Here is a 20,748-nt window from a genome sequence, read left to right on the forward strand (position 1 = left end):
CCGTACTGAATGCACCGCCATTGCCGCCGGTGTTGGCGGAAGGTGCTGTCCCGGCGTAATTTCCGCCCTGTATCCCGACGCGGCCTGCGATGCCGCCGTTCTGGCCACCGATACCGCCACCGCCACCACCGCCGCCACCGTAGTAGCCGTTGATTGCACCACCGCCACCACCACCGCCCGAAGCGACGTTGGAGGTGACTGAAACGTTCAGCAGGGTCAGGTTACCGGCGTTGACAATACCGGCGCCCATCGAGTCGGCAGCCGATAAGCCATTGTTGCCACCAGCACCGGCCACCAGACCTCGCGTAATCACCAGACCATCAAACGTGGCGGTAACCCCGGAATTGACCCTGATGACGCTCGTGCGGTACTGACCATCCAGCGTGACATCGGCAACACCGTCGTTATTGAGGTCGCCATCAATGGTGATGTTTCGGGTAACGGCCAGTTGAGACGTCAACTGGACTGTCATGTTGGTGCTGAACGTCACGATATCGCCGTTCTGGGCGTTGCCCAGCGCCTCACGCAAAGACCCGGTACCGGTGTTGTTGGTGGAGGTTACGGTAAAGGTCGCCAGACCCCACTGGTAGGAATCCATGGCTTGTCGGGACAGGGCACTGACACTTTCGATGCTGCCGGTCGCGATTTCCAGATCCCAGTCGCCGCCCACACCGGTGCGGTTGGTGGAGGCTGCGATATCACGGCCGGTGAGACCTGCCAGGGAATCGATGAAGCTCAGGCCCTGAGCGCCTTCGGCGGTATTACAGGCATAGATCAGAATATCGCCGCCGTCGGCCATGTCATTGCCGATCTCGGCCAGCAAGGCACTGCGCTGGGCAATATTGTCGGCCGACAGATAGCTGTTGCCCAGCCACAGATCGCCCGAGTTACCGTGGGCAATGATCTGCACCGAACTCGCGCCCTGGTGGGAATCCAGGTAATCCGCGATCTGTTGCAAACCGTCTTTGGTGGCATCCAGCACGACCACCTGAGCGCCGGGCGCGACGCCCGCCAGCAGGCTGTCGGAGTCCTTGACCCGCGAGTCGACGAAGACCACGGTGCTACCCGGTACGGCAGCGGCAGTCGTGGTCACCTCGGAGGTGGCAGCCGATTGCGCATGGCTGTCACTGCTGCTGTCTTTGGCAGCAGCATGATCGCTGGTCTTGGCAGCCTCGGCCGTCGCCGAGCTGTCCGCCTGGGCCGTGTCGGCAACCGTGGCAGCTACCGCGCCGTCGAACAGCATGCGCGGTTCTAGGAACATGATCATGGGGGCAGCGGAGGATTTCACACCCGAAGATGCCCGCTGTACAGTCGGCGACTTTTTCTTATTCCACCACATGCTGCTCACCAGAGATCGAACGTTGTAACACTGATATGGAAAACCGCGATCACTTGACCGCGGCGTCGGATTTCATGCGGATGACGTTGGCAGCGCTTGCCGAACCGTCATTCCAGAACGACAACTTTGAGTACTGCTCGAACAGGTCGGGCGGCAGAATCGTGCGCCGCTCTTCAAAGGCAACCCGGGGTTTAACCTTGTGCAGGCCGGAAACGCCCAGAGCATCGTCGAACTGCGGAGCGTCATAGGAAAGGTTGTTGAAGTCGTGCTCGAACCACGGCTCGCCGATAAAGTCATACACCAGCCTCATGACCCGATCCGGGGCCTGGGAAAGCAGGTCGTAATCGATCAGCAGCAGCGAATCGGCATGTTCGCCGTAATAGGCTTCCTTCAGCGAAGCCCAGGCAAAGCCAACCAGGCGGTTGCGCTGAGCCAGTGTCTCGACCCGGCTGTAGACAGTGCTGCGCTCGGTATCGTCGACAAACAGCTTGGTGTTCTCGAAAGGGTTGCCGCGATAGACCCGCTCGATGCTGTCCATGACCCAGGCCACATTACGCACGCAGGCAATGACCTTGGATTGCGGGAACAGATCCATCAGCGCAGGCAGGCGCGAGCACCAACTCCGGTTGGTATCGAAGACGATGGATTTATCGGCCTTGTCGGCGTAGTAGGAATCGAAAATTCCGCGCAGCAGGCGGCGGCGCGCACTGGTATCGATCACCGAGGAGAATTCGCTGCCGGCACTGCACTGGCCCAACACACTGGAAAACAGGGTTGCGACCGGGCTGCTCATGCCAGCATGAAAGCGGGGATTCTGCAGAAGAATGGCTGACAGCAGGGTAGAACCCGAACGTGGCAGACCCGATATGAAGTGGAAGTCGTGCATCCTTTCCCCTGCCCTGAACGTCCTGTCCCCCTTCTCGGGGCCAGTGTCAGCCTAACGTAACAAAATGTATGCGCATAGTAGTACTTCGACATCAGTTCCCTGAACTTAAGCCAGAAAATCCAAAAAACATGCCCCCCATGAATCAAAAGGCTCTATTCCGGGGACCTGGCGGCTTTTCAAATGACAGCTATCAGATGAACGGTCAAAAATCAGTCCGAAATAGCCGTCATCCACCTCCTCAAATACAGCAGGAACGGTCGCATAAACGGCACCCAGGCAAGTGATTGTTTCAATAGCGACATGCCTTGGTAAATCCTCTGCAACACTTCAAACAGCGTCTACGCTCTCACCTTGCCACTGACACAGGCAGGTGCCTGGGTGGCTCGCGCAACACCCCATAACATATGAAGGATGAGGGTTTATGGAAGTTTTTATGGGCTCGATCATGACGTTCGGTTTCCCGTTTGCGCCTTACGGCTGGGCGCAATGCAACGGCCAGACAATGAACGTCAACCAGTACAACGCCTTGTATGCGCTACTGGGAAACATTTATGGAGGGACTGCCCCGCAGAACTTCATGCTGCCCAATCTGCAAGGCCGGGTGCCTGTAAACCAGGGCCAGGGAGTCAGCCTGACCAATCGGGTGATCGGTACAGCTTCCGGCGTTGAAAAGGTCACCGTAGCGATTGCCAACATGCCGGCGCATGTTCACCCGATGACCACGCTGACAGCGAGCACCACCATCAATCTGGCTGCCCAGCCAAGCCCGACGGGATCTATCGTGCCCACCGCCACCAACTGCTACGTCGGTGGTTCAACGGCCGGTCCGACTTCTGCCAACATCTTTTCCCCTGACCTGGGCACCGGAGCTCCTATCGTGCAGAAGGGCGTCACAACAGCCATCAACGGCACCATGGGCTCCGTCGGAGGCAGCCTGCCTCTGGACAGCATGAACCCCTTCCTGGTCCTGAACTTCAGCATTGCCCTGCAGGGTCTTTTCCCTACTCGCAACTGACACGCCCGGGCCCAGGGAAGGGCTCTTCCACCTTGCTGGAGTCATTACATGCTGCAAAACGTTAACGCCGAACATTTTCGCGCATTGCTGGGCAATACCTGTTCGCTGCAACTGGACGATGGCAGCCAGTTGTCGATTGCGGTCTCATCCGTGGATGAAAAGCCCAACGCGCGGCTGTCCGACAACGAACGCCTGCCCTTCAGCGTGACCCTCAACTCGCTACAGCCCACCGACTTCGTCGATGGTCTGTGCACGATTGAATTACCCGAGCTGGGCAGGCTTGAAGAGGTTTTCGTCTCGCGCATCCCGCCCATGGGACGCGATGCCAACCAGGCCTATTACTGCATCAGCTTCAACTGATCAGGCAGTTCTGGCCTGGCCGGGATACCAGACCAGCCGCTCGGCCGCCACATCCCGTTCCTCGACCTGAAACCCAAGCGCCAGATAGTGCTGGCGCGCATGGGGGTTATTGGCCCATACCACCGTAGCCACCGGGCAGCAGATCTTTTCCGCAGCCTGCTGCACACCCTGCAATACCGTCCGCCCGTAACCCTTGCCCCGCGCTGCCGGGATGAACGCCAGATACAACACGCGAATTTCATTGGGGCCGAAGTCCGTCACCAGTGCGCCGATCAACGTCCCGAGCTTCTCGATCACGTAATGCATCGCATTGGGAAACTCGCCGCCCATGCCGGTTTCCTGCACCCGAAACTGCTGGGCAATGACCTCTTCGACAAACTCGCGCTCACCATCGATGAACTGCAAGTCCGGTCGGGCCGAATGGTAGAGCGACTGGATGAAAGCAGCATCCGAGTCACGGGAAGGCCGTACTTCCAGCCCGTCTGCATTGTTCAACATCAGTGTTGTCCTCTTCCCTAGAAACCACTTTCACGAACCCCCAGGGCCGCCAGTCGCCGCCAGGTTGCACCCAGCAACGATTCGCTGCGACCTTGCAGGACCGCCACGCCGCGCAACGGTTGAGTCGGTGCCTCGATATTCTCCAGGACTTTCAAGCGTGCGCCATATTGGGCCTGCACCGGCTCAGCACGCTGGTTTTCGTCGCGGCGTACGGCAATCGGTCCGTGGTGATCGGAGGTCAGGGCCTCCTGATCCAGATACGACACGCCATTGGCATCCACGTCCAGCAACTCCACTTGCAGCGAAGGGCGCATGGGGTCATCGGCGATAAAGCGACCCTTGTCGCCAGGAGCGATACGCCACAAGGCATCTTCGGCCAGATAACCACGAATCCGGGTGCCACCTTCGACGATGCGCGCCAGAGGCGCCTGTGTAGAAACCCAGCGTCCCGGGCTCAACTTTGGCATCAGATCACGCACCTGACCGGCCTGCGGAGCCCGCACCAGCAAACGTTCACGCTGGGCGGCCAGACCACGGTACTCGGCCACGGCACTGGCCAGCCGCTGCTCGATCACCCCGACATCGGCGACCGTTTCGCTACGTCCGGCCTGACGGCGGATCTGCAACTGCAGAATCTCGATTTCGCGGCGCACGATGGCCTGACGCGAATCGACATCCGGCGACTCCAGCTCCACCAGTACCGCGCCCTGCTCTACCGTCTGGCCATCCTGCACATTCACCTGTTTGACCCTTGCGGCGACCGGTGCATGCAAGGCCGTGACCCTGCCGGCCTCAAGCATCACCGGCAGCTCGACACTGCTGCGCCAGGGCACCGCCAGCAACAACACCAGCAGCAACAGCCCGGCGCCGCTGAGCAGCACCCGCGGGGTATGCGCCTGCTCACGGTTGGCCCACCAGTGCCGGGTTTCCTTGAAGATCGGCAGAAAGATGAACCAGCCCAGTTCCACCAACATCAGGAAGATCCCCAGCAACTTGAAGAACAGGTGATAGACCGCCAGCGCGATCCCGAAAAACAGCGCCGCACGCCACAGCCAGGACAGATAACCCCACCACAGCAGGCGCCGCTGCATGACCGGCGTCCACGGTTCAGGTGCCGGCAGGCCGTAACCGAACAGGGCTTCGCGCAAGCGCCAGCGGCACAGGGCAAAGGCCCGGCCCTGAAGGTTGTCGACTTCCCAGAGATCGCTGATCAGAAAGTAGCCATCAAAACGCATGAACGGGTTGAGGTTGACCACCACGGTGGTCAGCCAGGTCGCGCTGGCCAGCAGGAAAGCCGCCGTGCGCGCCGGACCGTCAGGCAACAGCGACCAGGCCAGCAAGGCAATACAGGCCAGCAGCATTTCCGCCAGCACGCCTCCCGCACCGATCAACAGCCGGGCGCGCCGGTCATTCACTCGCCAGGCATCGCTGACATCGGTATAGAACAGCGGCAACAGCACCATGAACGCGACACCCATGCTCTGCACCCGGCATCCGGCGCGCTTGGCCATGAACGCATGGCCGAACTCATGACACAACTTGGCGAAAAACAGTGCCACGCCGAACGCCATGGCGCCGCCCAGGCTGAACAGGTGCGGGAAGGTGCCAATGAAGCGCTGCCAGTCACGCGCCACCAGAAACACCCCAAGCAACAGCGTGAAAGGCAGGCCGTAGCGCAGGAGTGCCGGTCCGAAGCGTTTCATCCAGGGCCAGGCGCGATTGAGAAAGGCATCCGGGCGCCACAGGGGAATGCGGAAGAACAGATATTGATGCAACAGCATCTGCCACAGGCCTTGCCGTGAAGCCGCAGCCTTGTAGGCATAGCTGGCGCGCTGCTCAGGATCGACCGAGGTGATCAGGTCATGACTGCGCAGAAAGATCAGCAGCTCTTCGACTTCGCTACTGCCCAGCGGCAGGCCGGGCTCACGGTTGGCGGCCTGTAGCACCTGCGCGGGATCACCCAGCGACCAGTGGCGCAACAGGCGAATCGCCTGGGCCCCGAGCTTGAAATAACGCCCGCGCACCGGATCGGCCAGAGTCCAGCGCGGCGATCCATCGAGTGCCGGGGCCGCTGAAGTCAATTGCAGATCCGCCCGCAGGCTGGGCAGCGCCATTTAAAGACCTACGCTCTGGCGCAAACCGGCCAGGGGCCTGCGCAACAGATACAGCGCCAGCGGCGCACGCTCGCCAAAGACCTTCGCCGTACCGCGCAAACCGATACGCGGCGGCGGCGAATCAAGGAAGCTGGCATCCAGGCGATAGGCCAGTTGGCCGCCCGGCGTCGGCTGCGCCTCATAGGCGGCACGCTCCAGACGCGCCGAATGCCGATGCAGGGGATCGCTGTCGAGGAACAGAGCAATTTCGGCGTCCGGCTCAAGAGCAATCGCATCGCCAACCGCCAGCTCGATACGCAACTCGGCCTGGGCCGGATCGGCGATCTCCAGCAACCGCTCGCCGGTCTGCACCGGTTTGCCGGTCCAGCGCTGGGCATCGGCAAAGACTGCGATACCGTCACGCTCGGCACGCACTTCGCTGCGCTTGAGCAATTCGCGGGCGTAGTCGCGCTCTGCACGCTTCTGCTCGACCCGAGCAGCCAGCAAATCGATTCTGGAGTTCGACTCGGCATCGGCGAATGCACGCTGGGCATTGGCTTTCAGCTCGGCCTCGGCAACACCCAGCGTACGCTCGGCGACATCGGCCTGGGCCTTGAGCGTGGTGTTTTCAAAGCGCACCAACAGGTCGCCGGTCTTGACTGCCTGATTGGGTTTGATCAGAAATTCGGCAATCACGCCATCCAGCGGCGCGGCCACCACACGCCCGGCCAGCGGCACGACTTCGGCAGGAGCCAGAACCGACTGCCGCACCGGAATCAACAGACTCAGCAGCGCCACGGCCACCAGAGCGACCTGACGCTTGCGACTCAGGCGCAGACGCCACGGCTTGCGCGGTTGCAATGCCAGCCATGCATGGCTGTAGGTATCGCCGAGTTGCGAAAGCAGGACCTGCTCGGGGGTCGCCCAGGGCTTGTCGCGAGCCAGCCACAAGCCGCCGAATACCTCGCCTTTGTGGTCCAGCAACGGCAGCCAGAATACATGGGCGGCAGACAGGCTTTGCCAATCGTCACGCACTGAGGCGCTGAGGGTTTCCATGGCCACGACACTGGCCGGACTGGCCTTGTCGAGCTTGAACAATTGGGCAACCGCATGCTCGACGAAGGCGACAAAGGGCGCGTTGGGGTCAATCACGCTGACGCCGGTCACGGCCCGCACCTTGCCGGCGATCACCAGCGCCGCATGGCGAAAGCCAAACAGCGGCTGGCCGTCATTCACCAGGCTGTAAGCCAGTTGATCGGTGGTCCGCGCAGCGCGGGTCAGGCGTTCAAGATCGAGAAACTGGGCAAAGACCCGCTCCACTACCCCAGGAACGGAAGCGTTCACTTAAGCTCCGGGAAACGTGCGGTACCGCTCATGCCCGCCAGCAAGCCTTCGACTTTTGGCAATCCGGCCACCAGCAGCAAGGTCTGACTGCCCTCATCGATCCGCGCACCGAAGCGCTTGATGGTCGCGGTCAATGGCTTGCCGGTTTCGTCGGGAACGAAGCTGAAGGTCTGGCCGGCCTTGAGTTTGCCCATCCAGCGGGACGGCACCAGCAGATGGATTTCCAGGGTACGGTTATCGACGATTTCCATCAGCGGCGTGCCGGGGGCAACACTTTCGTAGCGCTGGACCTTACGCTCCACGATCTGCCCGTCATACGGCGCAATCACGCTGCAACGCTTGACCTGAACCTGATAGACACTGGATTGCGCCTGGGTTTCGGCAACCCTGGCTTCGGCACGGGCGACCTCGAAACGGCCGACCGAATTGAGCGCTGCCAGTTGTCGGTTATGCGCCAGTTCTTCACTGGCTCCGCGACTGGCAGCCTGGGAAGCGTTGAGCTGGGCCTGATAGGCCGAGCAATCGAAACGCGCCAGGGTATCGCCCTTGTTGAAGGTCTCGCCTTCACGCAACGGCAGGTCCACTACCCGCCCGGCCAGTTCGCTGGCCAGCACGGCCTGATCCTGCGCACGCAGGACACCACGCGCCTCACTGGAGGCCGCTGTCTGAGCGCCTGTCGCAGCGTTATCCAACAACGGATCAACCTCGGCAGGGGTTTGCGCCTGAGCCACGCACACCACACCGAACAAACCGAAAAACAAACCGTGCAAACACCGCATACCGGAGACTCCTTGTCGGATGAAGTCAGTCTACGGCAGCCGCGATGAGCGTCAAGCCAATAGCCAGTATCTTTGATCTGCGGTGGCTGTTATTTGTCTACACGGGCCTTGAAGTCTGTGTGGGAGCGGATTCATTCGCGAAAAGCCTCGCGAATGAATTGGCTCCTACTGATGACTGAGGTATCTCAAATCAATCCGGCATCCACGACCCATTGTTCCAGTGCCACAAGGTCCGGAATCCGCGCCACGTTTTCGCCGGCCTGCACGGCGGCCAGTTCCAGTTCGGCCAACGGAACGTCCACATAGCTCAACTGGCTGTCGACCTTGAAAGAACGCGGAATGCCCTGGGTCAGCAAGGCGATGAACCTGATCTCGTTGCGTCCGCCCAGGGCGTTGAGCACCACGATGCGGGCCCGGCCTCCCACGCGGGGGCGGCCGCCACAGGCTGCCTCGAAACTGATCAGCGGCAATTTCAGCTCACGCCAGCTGATCGGCCCCAGATACCACTCGGGCGTATCCGGCCCGGCCGTACAATCCTGATAGTCGATCAACTCTGCGACCGCGACATTGGGCAGCAACAGGCAGCGGTCGCTCAACGGCAGAACCAATCCTGTAAGCGTGGTCAGACGGCTGGCCTGCAAGGCTTTTTCAGACATCGACCTGACTCCAGTGCGCAATGCTTTCCAGCAGAGCCGACTCTTGATACGGCTTGCTCATGTACTCGTTGACGCCAATGGCCATGGCCCGGTCGCGGTGTTTCTGGCCGGAGCGGGAAGTGATCATGATGATTGGCAGGTCCTTGAGTCGTTCGTCCTGGCGAATCTGGCTGGCGACCTCGAAACCGTCCATGCGCGGCATTTCGATATCCAGCAGCATGACATCCGGCATGTGCTCCTGTAGCAGGCCCATGGCGTCGATGCCGTCCTTGGCGGTCAGCACATGCATGCCATGGCGTTCCAGCAGACGGCTGGTGACTTTACGCACGGTCACCGAATCATCGACCACCATGACCAGCAGAGGCCGGGTGTGTTCGACTTCACTGAAGGCCGGCGCGGCAATGCCCTGCACCTGCTGCATCTGTGCGCGGCTCTGCATGACCCGAATCTGTGCCAGCAGGTCAAGAATGAAAATCACGCTGCCATCGCCAAGAATGGTCGCTCCGGAGATGCCCTGTACGCGGAAAAACTGAGGGCCGAGGCTCTTGACCACGATTTCACGCGAGCCCGCCAGGGCATCGACCTGCACCGCCAGCCACTGGTCCTGCAAATGCACCAACAATACCGGCAATGGCTGTAACTGGCCGGCAAACCGGGGCTGGACGCCATGCAGCAACTCGCCCAGATAGCGCAATTCATAACTGCGTCCGCCATAGCGATAACGCGGCGGACTGGTCTGGTAGCAACTCTCCAGGTCGTTGGGCAGGACCTGCACAATGCCGTCGATGGTATTGAGCGGCACCGCATATTGCTCCTCGCCACACTGCACCATCAGGGCGCGGTTCACCGACACCGAATAAGGCAGGCGAATCCGGAAACTGGTGCCCTGTCCCGGCACCGAGTCGATGACGATCGAGCCGCCCAGTTGCTTGACCTCGGCATGCACCACATCCATGCCGACACCACGCCCGGAAATCTGGGTGATGATTTCGGTCGTGGAAAACCCGGCCTGGAGAATGAAGGGCAAGACCTCGTCATCGGACAGCTGCGCATCTTCCTGGATCATGCCGCGCTTGATCGCCTTGCGCCGCACGGCGGCAATATCGACGCCGGAACCGTCATCGCTCAGCTCGATAACGATATCGCTGCCTTCATGCATCAGGTTCAACTGGATATGGCCCTGCTCCGGCTTACCGGCAGCCAGGCGCTTTTCGGTGCTTTCCAGGCCATGATCCACCGCATTGCGCAGCATGTGCTCAAGGGGCGCGACCATCCGTTCAAGAATCGTGCGATCCATTTCGCCGTCGGCATTGCCGACATCGAAACCGACATTCTTGTGCAGTTGCGTAGCGACCTGGCGCACCACGCGGCGCAAGCGCGGCACCAGCCGCTCGAAAGGCACCATGCGGGTTCGCATCAGGCCTTCCTGCAACTCCGTATTGACCTTGGCCTGCTGCTGCAACAGCGTTTTCGCATCCCGGGCACGACTGCCGAGGGTTTCCTTGAGGTCCATCAGGTCGGAAGCAGACTCGAACAAGGCTCGCGACAACTGCTGAAGCTGTGAATGCCGATCCATTTCCAGCGGGTCGAATTCTTCGTAGCCCAGACGCTCGGCCTGTACCTGATCGCGACTGAGAATTCGGCCCTGAGTCTCGATATCCAGGCGCCGCAACTGGTCACGCATACGTTCGATGGTGGTTTCCATCTCTGCCAGAGTGACTTGCGAATCAATGATCTGCTGTTCGATGCGGCCACGGAAAATCGAGGTTTCACCAGCCAGGTTGACCAGCGTCTCCAGTTGTTCGGCGGCCACCTTGACCGTTTCCGGACCGCTGCGCTCGGCGTCAGGCTCGTTGCTGCCCGGCTGCGCGGGAGGCGCCACAACCGGCGCGGGCACCGGCACTTCAATGATCGGGGTGTGCACGACCGGGTCGAGGCTGGCCAGCTTGCGGATGTTTTCGATCAGCAAGGCAGCGCTGGGCAAAGGTTTGTCGGCACGCACGGCATCGAGCATGTCGAGCAACAGGTCATGGCCACTTTGCAGCAGGCTCAACATCAGCGGGCTCGGCTGCAGCTCGCCCCGTGAAAGCCCTTCGTAGAGGGATTCAAGTTCATGGGCCAGATCGCCGATGGGGGCAATCTCGACCATGCGTGCACCACCCTTGAGGGTGTGCAGGTCGCGCAACAGGTTTTCCACTTCCAGCAGGTTCTGCGGATCGGCCTGCCAGCGCGCCAAGGCTGCGCCCGAGCTTTCACTGAGGTCGAAGCCCTCCTCAAGAAAGATTTCCAGCAGTTCCGGGTCGCGCTCCGCCGAGTCCTCGACCGGAGATTCGACCGGTTCGCAAACCGCTTCGAGCGCACTGTCGGAGGCAATAAAGGTGCCCTGGCGAAAACTGCCGATGGCTTCGATCAGCGGCGCAGGATCGGTCAGTCGATGCTGGTTCTGCAGTTGTTCCAGCATGCGCGCCAGATGGTTGTGGCTGGCGCGCAGCAGACCCGCCAATTCAGGCGAGTAACTGTAACGGCGGTCCACCAGGCCTTCATACAAGACTTCCAGCTCATGACCCAGCGCGGCCACCGGCACGATTTCGGCCATGCGTGCGCCGCCCTTGAGGGTATGCAGGTCGCGTTGCAACGAAGACAGCGGCAGCGGGTTTTCCGGGTCCTCCAGCCAGCGCTGCAAGGCATGCCCGGCGCTGTCGAGAATATCGACGGCTTCTTCGAGAAAGATTTCCACGATCTCGCCATCAAGATCCGTCAGCTCGGCATTCGCCGTTTCGTTCGCCAGTTGTGCAGTGGCCGCATTGAATTCGGTAATGCTCGGCGCCCGCACGCCATCGCTCTTGATAAGGCCCATCGCAGAAGGGTCCAGTGCCTCGTCGAGCAGTTCATGCAAGGCACGAATACATTCCGGGCGCGGGTCGACATCCTGACCGGCGGCCACCTGATCGAGCATGTTGATCAAGGCTTCATGGGCATTCTCGGCTTCGCTGAAGAAGCGCTCGCTGACCGCAAGACTGCTTTCCTCAACCGCGCCATACAGGTCCAGCAAGGCCTCGCACAGCTCATCGACCTGGGGCAGATCGGCCAGATGGGCGCCGTGGCCGAGAGTCGTCAATTCATCGAGCAAGGCGCTCAGTTCCTGCCGCTCGCCGGGATGTTCGCGCCAGCGCTGCAACAGGTTCTCGGCGTCCAGAACGATATCCATGCCTTCGGCCAGAAAGGTGGCGATCAGCTTGGGATTGCGCTTGATGCGCAAGCCACTGTCCGACTCGCGCAATGCCGTGGTGAGTCGCTCATTGAGCAGCTTGTGGGCCGCATCGATCAATCTGGCCGCTCCGGGAATCTCGGCCAGAGGCTCGCTGTCCAGTTGTTCGAGTCCCTGGTGCAGCAACGGCTCGGCACTGCGCAGCAACTTGAGCTCCGGCGTGCCGATGGCAATCAGGTTGGCCTTGTACTCACGCACCAGTTGATCCAGCGGGCTGGCCAGTTCGGCAATCGGCAATACGCCAGCCATGTGTGCGCTGCCTTTGAGGGTATGCAGCGAACGCAACAAGGCGTCGCTGATCGAAGGCGCAGCACTGTGTTCGGCATGGTCGAGGTAACGAGCAAGCGCACCGAGATGCCCCAGTGCTTCCTGACGGAAGATCTCCACCAGTTGCGGGTCTAGATCCTCGCCATCACGAACAGTCGCGGGCATGCTTTGCGGCGCTTCCAGGCCATTGGCCAAGGCATGCGCACGGGCAGCCAACAGGTCGACATCGTTGCGCTGACGCTGCGCATCCTGTGCAAAATCACTGATCACCGAAGGCAGCAGGGCCAGCACTTCGTTCAACAACTGCTGCACTTCCAGGCCTGGCATGACGCTGCCTTCCAACACCCGGTTGAGCAGGTTTTCCACCGACCAGGCCAGTTCGCTCAGGACCAGCGCACGCACCATCCGCCCGCTGCCCTTCATGGTGTGGAAAGCCCGGCGCACTTCGGTCAATGCCGGGTTGTCGTCATTGCCCGCGCCAGCCAGAGAAGCAAACCAGCGCGGCAGGTATTCGCGTAGCGCATCCAGCACTTCCTCGGTTTCTTCGAGGAAGACTTCGCGCAACTCCTCGTCCACCGCGTCTTCACCGGCGGGCGGCGGCAACAGGCTGGCCGGCATGTTGCGGGCTGGCGGGTTGACCGCAGAAACCGGGCTGGCCAGCACCTGGGCGATGGTTTGTGCCGGGCTGACGAGCACCTGGCGTTCATCCAGTTCGAGCAATTCGTCCTGGGTAATGACTTCATCGAGCAACGGCACGTCCAGCGTGTCCGGAGCAGGCGAATAACCCAGTCGGGCGAGACTTTGCTGGGCCATGTCGAGGATCTGGTTGCCCGGCGCCTCGTGATCCTCGCCCATGCGTTCCAGGTAATACTCGATCCCGGTCAGCGTGTCGGCCAGGCAATCGAGCTGGGTCCAGGTGGGACGGTTATCGTCCACCAGCAATTGCTCGACAATGTATTCGTTGCAGGCCGCCAGCAGGCTCGCCGCACGGGCCAGCGGGATCATCGCCAGGGCGCCACGCACCTGGGTCAGCAAGGCACACAGTGGTTCAAGCCGCTGGCGGTCCCATTCACCATTGATGTAATCGAGGATCACATCCTTGGCCTGCTGCAGGACCAGTCGCGCTTCGCGAATCACCAGTTGATGGATCTGCATCAGGTCGGTGGTCGGCAGGCGGCTGTCTTCTTCGCTGGCCTGCTCGGCGCTGCCGATCATTCCGGCCAGGGTCGACTCGACATACAGCAGCGCGCCAGCCACATCCATCAGCGCAGCATCGCTGGCTTCGCGCTGCCCCTGTGCCAGCCCCAGAACCACCGCCAACTGATCGATGATCACCTTGCGCGGCTGGCCAAAACCGAGCACCGCCAGGGTATCGGCAATCTGCCGCAACGGCGGCAGCAGCGCATTGAGTTCACTGACGGACTGGCGGTCGCCACGCACGAAGACGTCCAGCCGTTCCTTGACCCGCACCAGACCTTCGCACAAGGCCACGATCACCGAACGCATCGCATCGCGATCCGGCCCGGCCATGCGCGCGCGTTCTTCATTGACCACGTCATTGCCAGGCAAGGCTTCGGCCAGGGCGTACTGATCCTTGAGGTCCTGCATCTTCGGCGCCTGACTGTCGGATTTGGCGATGTAGAACAGCAGGCTTTTCAGCAGCTCTTCAGGCGCGGCCTGGTTAATGCCTTCGATTCCCTGTTCCAGCAGACGCTTGAGTTCCTTGTCTGCATCCTTCAACAGGCTGCGCAACGCGGGACTGTTGGTGAAGTTGCCGTTGGCCATGGTTTCCACCAGCGCCGAGGCGATACGCCACAGCGGGCCGAGCGGTGCGTCTTCACACAACAGCTCCAGACGTGCAAAGACCCTGGCCATGAAACCCAGTTGGGTCTGCACATCCTTTTCACGCATCAGCCCCGCCAACGCGGCCTGCAGGGTCTGGCGCAACTTGCGCAGCAAATCGGGCAATTCCGGGGTGTTGCGCAACGCCAGGGTCTCGGCGTCGAGCGGCGGGACGCTGACCAGTTGTGGAGCGAACAGGCTGGTTTCGGACAACAGGCTTTCGCCACGGGCGCTGCGCAGGTCGTTGAGCAACGGCAGGACGATCAGGGGCAGATCGCGCCGGGCGGAATGAACCCGCTCCAGATACACCGGCAGTTGGGTCATGGCCTGATCCAGCAATTGCATGGACTCGGCCTGCTGGGTCACGCGATTCTGTTGCAGGGCCAGCGCCAGTTGTTCGATTTCCTCGGCGAGCAGTGCCGCGCCATAGAACTCGATCATTTGCAGGCTGCCATGCACCTGATGCACGAGGTTCAGGCACTCGGCCATGGCCGCAGTGTTCGCCGGTTCGCTGGCGAACTCGTCCAGCGCCTGACGGGCCTGCCGGAGGGTTTCCGCTATCTCGCCCTTGAGCCACTCCAGGGCGACATAATCGCGACGATCAGCCATGCAGAATCCTGCCTCTTGCCCAATCAAGACTGTTCATGTGCGCAGCATCATCCGATTTCCCGGGATGGCGGCAAGGCAAACCCCGAGACCGAGCGGCGCATTTCACTGGCCATTTTCGCCAGATTGCCGATGCTTTCGGCTGTGGCCGCCGTACCCGAGGTGGTTTGCGTGGTGGTCTGCTGAATCACGGTCATGGTCTGTGATATCTGCCCGGCAGACGACGCCTGTTGGCGCGCCGCATCGGTGATACTTTCGATCAGTTCGGCCAGCACTCGGGAAACGCCTTCGATTTCTTCCAGCGCCACTCCGGCATCCTGCGCCAGCCGGGCGCCACGCACCACCTCGCTGGTAGTCTGCTCCATGGAGATGACCGCTTCGTTGGTGTCGTTCTGAATGGCGCGTACCAGCATCTCGATCTGTTTGGTCGCGGACGATGAACGCTCGGCCAGCCGCTGGACCTCGTCGGCAACCACGGCAAAGCCGCGCCCGGCATCGCCAGCCATGGACGCCTGAATCGCCGCGTTGAGCGCCAGGATATTGGTCTGGTCGGCAATGTCGTCGATCAGGCTGACGATGTCGCCAATTTCCTGGGAGGACTCGCCCAGCCGCTTGATGCGTTTGGCGGTGTCCTGAATCTGTTCGCGAATGTTGTCCATGCCATGGATGGTGTTATGCACCACCTCGTTGCCCTTGTTGGCGATGGCTACCGAGCGCTCCGCCACTGCTGAGGATTCCGAGGCATTGGCCGAAACCTGATCGATGGAAACCGCAATGTCGGTGATCGCGGCCGAAGCGGCACTGATCTGCAACGCCTGATGCTCGGACGCCGCCGCCAGTTGCATGGCTGTGGCCTGGGTATCCTGGACCGCCGCCGCAACCTGCTCGGCGGTGAGGTTGATGGTCACCACCAGCTCGCGCAACTGGTCGATTGAGTAATTGATGGAGTCGGCAATCGCTCCGGTGAAATCCTCGGTTACCGAAGCGGTCACGGTCAGGTCGCCGTCGGCGAGATTTTCGATCTCATCGAGCAGGCGCATGATCGCGTGCTGGTTGCGCTCGTTCTTCTGCGCGGTTTCCCGCAACTGGCGATTGGTCTCGCGCACCATCACCAGACCGATGAGGATGATCGACATCAACGCCAGCAGGCCGAGCACGTACTCGCCGATGGAGTTGGCCGAGCGGGTGGTCGCCAGGTTTTCCAGGCCGTTGGCCAGGTTCGAGGCTTCATCGAGCAGTGTCTGGGAAGTATTGAAGATATTGCCCGACGCTTCACGCACCTGGAACAGCTCGGGAGAGGTTTCGAGAATCTCGTCGACCGAGCCGGAAACGAACTCGAAAAGCTCGGAGATTTCCGCCAGCCGCGCCCGTGCATCCCGGTCCTCGACCTGGGCGATGCGCATGCTCGGATTACCTTCGAGCATGCCATTGAGCACCCGCCCGAACTGGCTGGCATCGCGGCCAAAGGCGTCGGCGGCCTGCACTGCGGTTTCGTCTCCGGACAGAACCGTATTCACCGCACCAAGAATCCGTTCCGCCAACAGGGCCTGACGCTGCGCCAATACCACCTGACTGGCGGGCGCATGGCTCTTGAGCAGGATTTCAACGACCTTTTCGTACTCGACCTGCAATTGCGGAATGGTTTCGGACAGGGTCGCAGCCACTTGGTGCAGCGACAGGACCGTCTGTTCGCTGGCCAGAATCACATCGGCATTCTTGCGCAGGTTTTCCCAGTCGTTCTGTACCGTGTGCAGCTCTTCGCGCACAGCCGACGGCGCAGCCGGCAGCCCCGTGGCCGGATCGCCTTTTTTCAGGTAACCCCAGCGCAGATCGAAATCGTTGCGTGCATCGGTCAGCAACTTGAAGGCCTGCGCCTTGCCGGCCGCAGCCTCGGTGGCGTTCTTGGCAATACGCTGGGACAACACGCGCAGCTCACCGGCATGCCCGATGTACTGTTTGTCGTAGTTCGACTGGGTGTTGAGGTACGTAAAGTTGGCGAACAACAAAATAATGAAGACGATGAGCGCAACGAACAACAGAATGATCTGCGCCCGGCTCTGTGCGCCTTCCAGTGACCTGCCAGTCTTACTCATTAATCAGGCCCTCACCTGGACCAACCGCGATTCGTGAAACACAACACGCCCGACTATGCCGGGCCGACCTGTCACTCAAGATGCAACGTCCATGAAATCCGCGGATTGCGCCAGCGCCCAGGGGCTGAACACCAGCCAGGCCTGCTCGCGCAGGAACTGCCCGCGCAAGAACGGTGTCACCGCCGCGTCAGGTACGCCAAGCGTTTCGGGCATCAGGCTCAACTGACTGAAATGCTGCATGCCCAGGACTTCATCCACCAACAGGCCGGCGAACACGTCCTGGTGCTCCACGACCAGTACCCGTCGCTGCTTGCGCACTTGAGACAGTTCGTGACCGAAGAAACCGCACAGATCCAGAAGCGGCAACAGCCGTCCGCGCAGATTGGCCATGCCCACTACCCATGGCTTGACGCCGGGCATCACGGCATAGCGTGGCTCATGCAGAATTTCGGCGATTTCACCCATGGGAGCCACAAAACGCTGCTCGCCCATGCGAAAGCCGATACCGCTCCAGTCCTGCTGATGGGTTTCCTGTAAAGGCAAGCCTGCCGCCAGGCAACGGCACCGCTGATCGATATCGAGCAGCAGTTCAAAGGCAGTACGCGACTCGACCATGAAAGACCCGGCTATCAGCCGGCCAGCACCGCGTTCAGGGTTTTCATCAGGGTTTCTTCGTCCACCGGTTTGGTCAGATAATCCCTGGCGCCCTGGCGCTTGCCCCAGACCTTGTCGGTTTCCTGGTCCTTGGTGGTGATCATGATCACCGGGATCATGTTGGTGTCGGCGTCCTTGGTAAGCTGGCGGGTGGCCTGAAAACCGTTGAGCCCCGGCATGACGATATCCATCAGTACCGCATCGGGCTTTTCCTGACGGGCCAGGGCCACGCCATCGGCGCCGTTTTCCGCCTTCAAAACCTCATGCCCGTGCTTTTCGAGCATGCCGGTGAGTTTGTACATTTCGGTCGGCGAATCATCGACGATCAGTATTCGAGCCATGGTGTTCCCCATCAGGTTGCGAGCTCACGCTCAGGACGCAAGCATCACGATATTTGTTGTTCTACTGCAACGAAGCCAGGCACGTGCGCCTTGATGGCGTTCAATAGTTCTTCCTTGCTGAAAGGCTTGGTCAGGAACTGGTCGGAACCGACAATCCGCCCCTTGGCCTTGTCGAACAACCCGTCCTTGGAAGAAAGCATGATGACCGGAGTCGACTTGAAGGCCCGGTTGTTCTTGATCAACGCACAGGTCTGATAGCCGTCCAGGCGCGGCATCATGATATCGACAAATATGATTCGCGGATGGTTGTCGGCGATCTTGGCCAGCGCATCGAAGCCGTCGATGGCGGTAATGACTTCACAGCCGACGTTCTTGAGCAACGTTTCGGCGGTGCGGCGGACGGTCTTCGAGTCGTCGATGACCATGACCTTCAATGCTGTGGCGTACTGTTCCATATGTGTTCTTCCGTCGCCGCAGCGATTTCTGCGTGTTCTGCGCGGCACTGGAGCCGGATCGTGATCCATTAAGGCAGAAGACCGGATGCCGAGCCTTTTTAGCACACTCTCCAGACTCAATCCATAAAGCGCTGCCCCTTGACCCGAAGCAATCGGAGCGCCACCCTGACGCCTATTTCAAGGCCGCCGTGGCCGTTATCGATCAGAGGATATTACCCATGAGCGTTCGCTTAGGGATTGTCATGGACCCCATTGAGCGCATCTCCTATAAAAAGGACAGCTCGCTGGCCATGCTGCTTGCCGCACAGGAACGTGGCTGGTCGCTGTTCTACATGGAGCAGCAGGACCTGTACCAGAACGCCGGTCAGGCGCGCGCGCGGATGAAACCGCTGAAGGTTTTTGCCGACCCTGCGCACTGGTTCGAGCTGCAGGACGAAATCGATACCGGCCTGGACGATCTGGACGTGATCCTGATGCGCAAGGATCCGCCATTCGACATGGAGTTCGTCTACACCACTTACCTGCTGGAACAGGCCGAACGTGCTGGCGTGCTGATCGTCAACAAGCCGCAGAGCCTGCGCGACTGCAACGAAAAGCTGTTCGCCACGCTGTTCCCGCAGTGCACGCCGCCAACCCTGGTCAGCCGTCGCCCGGACATTCTGCGTGAATTTGCCGCGCAGCACGGCGATGTGATCCTCAAGCCGCTGGACGGCATGGGCGGCGCCTCGATCTTCCGCCACCGGGCAGGCGATCCGAACCTGTCGGTGATTCTGGAAACCCTGACCGCCCACGGCACCCAGCAAATCATGGCGCAGGGCTATCTGCCGGCAATCAAGGACGGCGACAAGCGCATTCTGATGGTCGACGGCGAACCTGTGCCCTACTGCCTGGCACGCATCCCGGCTGCCGGCGAAACCCGCGGCAACCTGGCGGCTGGCGGCCGTGGCGAAGCACGTCCGCTAACTGACAAGGATCGCTGGATCGCTGAGCAGATCGGGCCTACCTTGCGTGAAAAAGGGCTGCTCTTCGTCGGTCTGGACGTGATCGGCGAGCACCTTACCGAAATCAACGTCACCAGCCCGACCTGCATTCGCGAGATCGACAATGCTTTCGGCACCAACATCGGCGCCATGCTGATGGACGTGATCGAGAAGAAGCTGCAGGCGCGGTAAGCTCCTTCCGCGGATGAATTCGCTCCCGCAGCCTGTGTGCAGGAGCGGATTCATTCACGAAAAGACTATGATAAAACGGATTTTGAACGAGACACTGAACCGCCAATGACCTCCATGGCCAGAAACGACCTGCCCCTCGAACTGTCGACCGTGGGTGTGCGTCCAGCCGATCGTCTGGGCTTCACCATGATGATTGCCGCGCTGATCCATGCTGCGGTGATTCTTGGCGTGGGCTTCACTTATGTAAAACCGGAACAGATCTCCCAGACCCTGGAAATCACCCTCGCTACCTTCAAAAGCGAAGAAAAGCCAAAGCAGGCCGATTTCCTGGCGCAGGACGATCAACAGGGCAGCGGCACGCTGGACAAGGCCGAAACGCTGAAGACCACGGAAATCGCGCCCTATCAGGACACCAAGGTCAACAAGGTCACGCCGCCACCAGCCAACAAGCCCGTGGTCAAACAGGAAGCCGCGAAAACCGCAGTTTCCACAACGGCGCCTTCCCCGCAGCAAACCATCGCCAAGCGCGAGGAAGTCAAACCCGAGCCAGCCGTCAAGGAAGCGCCTTCCTTCGACAGCTCGCAACTGAGCAATGAAATTGCCAGCCTGGAAGCCGAACTGTCGGCCGAACAGCAACTGTATGCCAAACGACCGAAGATCCATCGACTGAACGCCGCCTCGACCATGCGCGACAAGGGCGCCTGGTACAAGGATGACTGGCGCAAGAAGGTCGAGCGGGTCGGCAACCTGAATTACCCGGAAGAAGCCCGCCGCCAGCAGATCTACGGAAACCTGCGCCTGCTGGTGTCCATCAACCACGATGGCTCGCTGTATGAAGTGCTGGTTCTGGAATCGTCGGGGCATCCCCTGCTGGATCAGGCTGCGCAACGAATTGTGCGTCTGGCAGCACCATTTTCGCCGTTCACCGGCGATCTGGCCGATATCGATCGACTGGAAATCATCCGCACCTGGAAGTTTGCACGCGGTGACAAGCTGTCCAGCAACTGACGGTCTCTTCACAAACCAGAGGGGATGCTACAACTGACAGTTGTCAGGCTGGCCCCGCAGCGCCACACTAAG

Annotated in this window: 16 protein-coding genes; 4 read left to right on the forward strand and 12 right to left on the reverse strand. The window is 60.7% G+C overall.

The window, feature by feature from the left end; all coding sequences use genetic code 11:
• Both ALQ04_RS06440 and ALQ04_RS06445 read right to left on the reverse strand, forming a co-directional pair.
• Positions 1 to 1,243 (reverse strand): DUF4347 domain-containing protein (locus tag ALQ04_RS06440; RefSeq protein ID WP_122314998.1); only part of this gene is annotated, 1,243 nt, incomplete at its 3' end.
• A 145-nt stretch (positions 1,244 to 1,388) separates the two neighbouring features.
• Complete coding sequence (locus ALQ04_RS06445) at positions 1,389 to 2,225, reverse strand: sulfotransferase (RefSeq protein ID WP_122314999.1); 837 nt, start codon at positions 2,223 to 2,225, stop codon at positions 1,389 to 1,391.
• 421 nt (positions 2,226 to 2,646) lie between these two features.
• On the opposite strand from ALQ04_RS06445, the gene ALQ04_RS06450 reads away from it, so the two are divergent.
• Positions 2,647 to 3,240 carry a phage tail protein gene (locus ALQ04_RS06450; RefSeq protein WP_122315000.1) on the forward strand — a complete coding sequence of 198 codons (594 nt, stop codon included), beginning with the start codon at positions 2,647 to 2,649 and terminating at the stop codon, positions 3,238 to 3,240.
• Positions 3,241 to 3,288: 48 nt separating this feature from the next.
• The gene (locus tag ALQ04_RS06455; protein ID WP_122315001.1) at positions 3,289 to 3,600 is read left to right on the forward strand and encodes a DUF6916 family protein; all 312 of its coding nucleotides are present in this window, start codon (positions 3,289 to 3,291) and stop codon (positions 3,598 to 3,600) included.
• Here the strand turns inward: ALQ04_RS06455 and ALQ04_RS06460 are convergent, their stop codons facing one another.
• The 10 genes from ALQ04_RS06460 to pilG form a co-directional block, all read right to left on the reverse strand.
• Positions 3,601 to 4,098, reverse strand: a complete 498-nt coding sequence (locus ALQ04_RS06460; protein ID WP_122315002.1) for a GNAT family N-acetyltransferase — start codon at positions 4,096 to 4,098, stop codon at positions 3,601 to 3,603.
• Positions 4,099 to 4,115: 17 nt separating this feature from the next.
• Positions 4,116 to 6,212 (reverse strand): HlyD family efflux transporter periplasmic adaptor subunit, encoded by a 2,097-nt coding sequence (locus ALQ04_RS06465; RefSeq protein ID WP_122315003.1) that lies wholly within the window; start codon positions 6,210 to 6,212, stop codon positions 4,116 to 4,118.
• Complete coding sequence (locus tag ALQ04_RS06470; protein WP_122315004.1) at positions 6,213 to 7,535, reverse strand: efflux RND transporter periplasmic adaptor subunit; 1,323 nt, start codon at positions 7,533 to 7,535, stop codon at positions 6,213 to 6,215.
• Positions 7,532 to 8,314, reverse strand: coding sequence for an efflux RND transporter periplasmic adaptor subunit (locus ALQ04_RS06475; protein ID WP_122315005.1), 783 nt, complete (start codon positions 8,312 to 8,314; stop codon positions 7,532 to 7,534). The genes ALQ04_RS06470 and ALQ04_RS06475 overlap by 4 nt, the downstream gene beginning before the upstream one ends.
• Before the next feature lie 185 nt (positions 8,315 to 8,499).
• On the reverse strand, positions 8,500 to 8,970 hold the full coding sequence (locus tag ALQ04_RS06480) for a chemotaxis protein CheW (RefSeq protein WP_122315006.1): 471 nt from the start codon (positions 8,968 to 8,970) through the stop codon (positions 8,500 to 8,502).
• Positions 8,963 to 14,956 carry an Hpt domain-containing protein gene (locus tag ALQ04_RS06485; protein WP_122315007.1) on the reverse strand — a complete coding sequence of 1,998 codons (5,994 nt, stop codon included), beginning with the start codon at positions 14,954 to 14,956 and terminating at the stop codon, positions 8,963 to 8,965. Before ALQ04_RS06485 ends, ALQ04_RS06480 begins: the two co-directional genes overlap by 8 nt.
• 47 nt (positions 14,957 to 15,003) lie before the next feature.
• Positions 15,004 to 17,046 carry a methyl-accepting chemotaxis protein gene (locus ALQ04_RS06490; RefSeq protein ID WP_122315008.1) on the reverse strand — a complete coding sequence of 681 codons (2,043 nt, stop codon included), beginning with the start codon at positions 17,044 to 17,046 and terminating at the stop codon, positions 15,004 to 15,006.
• Positions 17,047 to 17,121: 75 nt separating this feature from the next.
• Positions 17,122 to 17,661, reverse strand: coding sequence for a chemotaxis protein CheW (locus tag ALQ04_RS06495; RefSeq protein WP_122315009.1), 540 nt, complete (start codon positions 17,659 to 17,661; stop codon positions 17,122 to 17,124).
• A gap of 14 nt (positions 17,662 to 17,675) precedes the next feature.
• The gene (pilH, locus tag ALQ04_RS06500) at positions 17,676 to 18,041 is read right to left on the reverse strand and encodes a twitching motility response regulator PilH (RefSeq protein WP_002551739.1); all 366 of its coding nucleotides are present in this window, start codon (positions 18,039 to 18,041) and stop codon (positions 17,676 to 17,678) included.
• A 44-nt stretch (positions 18,042 to 18,085) separates the two neighbouring features.
• Positions 18,086 to 18,496 (reverse strand): twitching motility response regulator PilG, encoded by a 411-nt coding sequence (pilG, locus tag ALQ04_RS06505; RefSeq protein ID WP_025262261.1) that lies wholly within the window; start codon positions 18,494 to 18,496, stop codon positions 18,086 to 18,088.
• Positions 18,497 to 18,714: 218 nt separating this feature from the next.
• Between pilG and gshB the strand changes: the two genes are divergently transcribed.
• Positions 18,715 to 19,668, forward strand: coding sequence for a glutathione synthase (gene gshB / locus ALQ04_RS06510; protein WP_122315010.1), 954 nt, complete (start codon positions 18,715 to 18,717; stop codon positions 19,666 to 19,668).
• A gap of 105 nt (positions 19,669 to 19,773) precedes the next feature.
• Positions 19,774 to 20,676, forward strand: coding sequence for an energy transducer TonB (locus ALQ04_RS06515; protein WP_122315011.1), 903 nt, complete (start codon positions 19,774 to 19,776; stop codon positions 20,674 to 20,676).
• Positions 20,677 to 20,748 lie beyond the last annotated feature (72 nt).

Source organism: Pseudomonas cichorii (assembly GCF_003700275.1).
Lineage (GTDB): Bacteria > Pseudomonadota > Gammaproteobacteria > Pseudomonadales > Pseudomonadaceae > Aquipseudomonas > Aquipseudomonas cichorii_B.

What these genes read in the sequence shown, in the direction of transcription:
- ALQ04_RS06445 (WP_122314999.1), bottom strand. Translation starts at nt 2,225, where the DNA reads ATGCACGACTTCCACTTCATATCGGGTCTGCCACGTTCGGGTTCTACC.
- ALQ04_RS06450 (WP_122315000.1), top strand. Translation starts at nt 2,647, where the DNA reads ATGGAAGTTTTTATGGGCTCGATCATGACGTTCGGTTTCCCGTTTGCG.
- ALQ04_RS06455 (WP_122315001.1), top strand. Translation starts at nt 3,289, where the DNA reads ATGCTGCAAAACGTTAACGCCGAACATTTTCGCGCATTGCTGGGCAAT.
- ALQ04_RS06460 (WP_122315002.1), bottom strand. Translation starts at nt 4,098, where the DNA reads ATGTTGAACAATGCAGACGGGCTGGAAGTACGGCCTTCCCGTGACTCG.
- ALQ04_RS06465 (WP_122315003.1), bottom strand. Translation starts at nt 6,212, where the DNA reads ATGGCGCTGCCCAGCCTGCGGGCGGATCTGCAATTGACTTCAGCGGCC.
- ALQ04_RS06475 (WP_122315005.1), bottom strand. Translation starts at nt 8,314, where the DNA reads ATGCGGTGTTTGCACGGTTTGTTTTTCGGTTTGTTCGGTGTGGTGTGC.
- ALQ04_RS06480 (WP_122315006.1), bottom strand. Translation starts at nt 8,970, where the DNA reads ATGTCTGAAAAAGCCTTGCAGGCCAGCCGTCTGACCACGCTTACAGGA.
- ALQ04_RS06485 (WP_122315007.1), bottom strand. Translation starts at nt 14,956, where the DNA reads ATGGCTGATCGTCGCGATTATGTCGCCCTGGAGTGGCTCAAGGGCGAG.
- ALQ04_RS06490 (WP_122315008.1), bottom strand. Translation starts at nt 17,046, where the DNA reads ATGAGTAAGACTGGCAGGTCACTGGAAGGCGCACAGAGCCGGGCGCAG.
- ALQ04_RS06495 (WP_122315009.1), bottom strand. Translation starts at nt 17,661, where the DNA reads ATGGTCGAGTCGCGTACTGCCTTTGAACTGCTGCTCGATATCGATCAG.
- pilH (WP_002551739.1), bottom strand. Translation starts at nt 18,041, where the DNA reads ATGGCTCGAATACTGATCGTCGATGATTCGCCGACCGAAATGTACAAA.
- pilG (WP_025262261.1), bottom strand. Translation starts at nt 18,496, where the DNA reads ATGGAACAGTACGCCACAGCATTGAAGGTCATGGTCATCGACGACTCG.
- gshB (WP_122315010.1), top strand. Translation starts at nt 18,715, where the DNA reads ATGAGCGTTCGCTTAGGGATTGTCATGGACCCCATTGAGCGCATCTCC.
- ALQ04_RS06515 (WP_122315011.1), top strand. Translation starts at nt 19,774, where the DNA reads ATGACCTCCATGGCCAGAAACGACCTGCCCCTCGAACTGTCGACCGTG.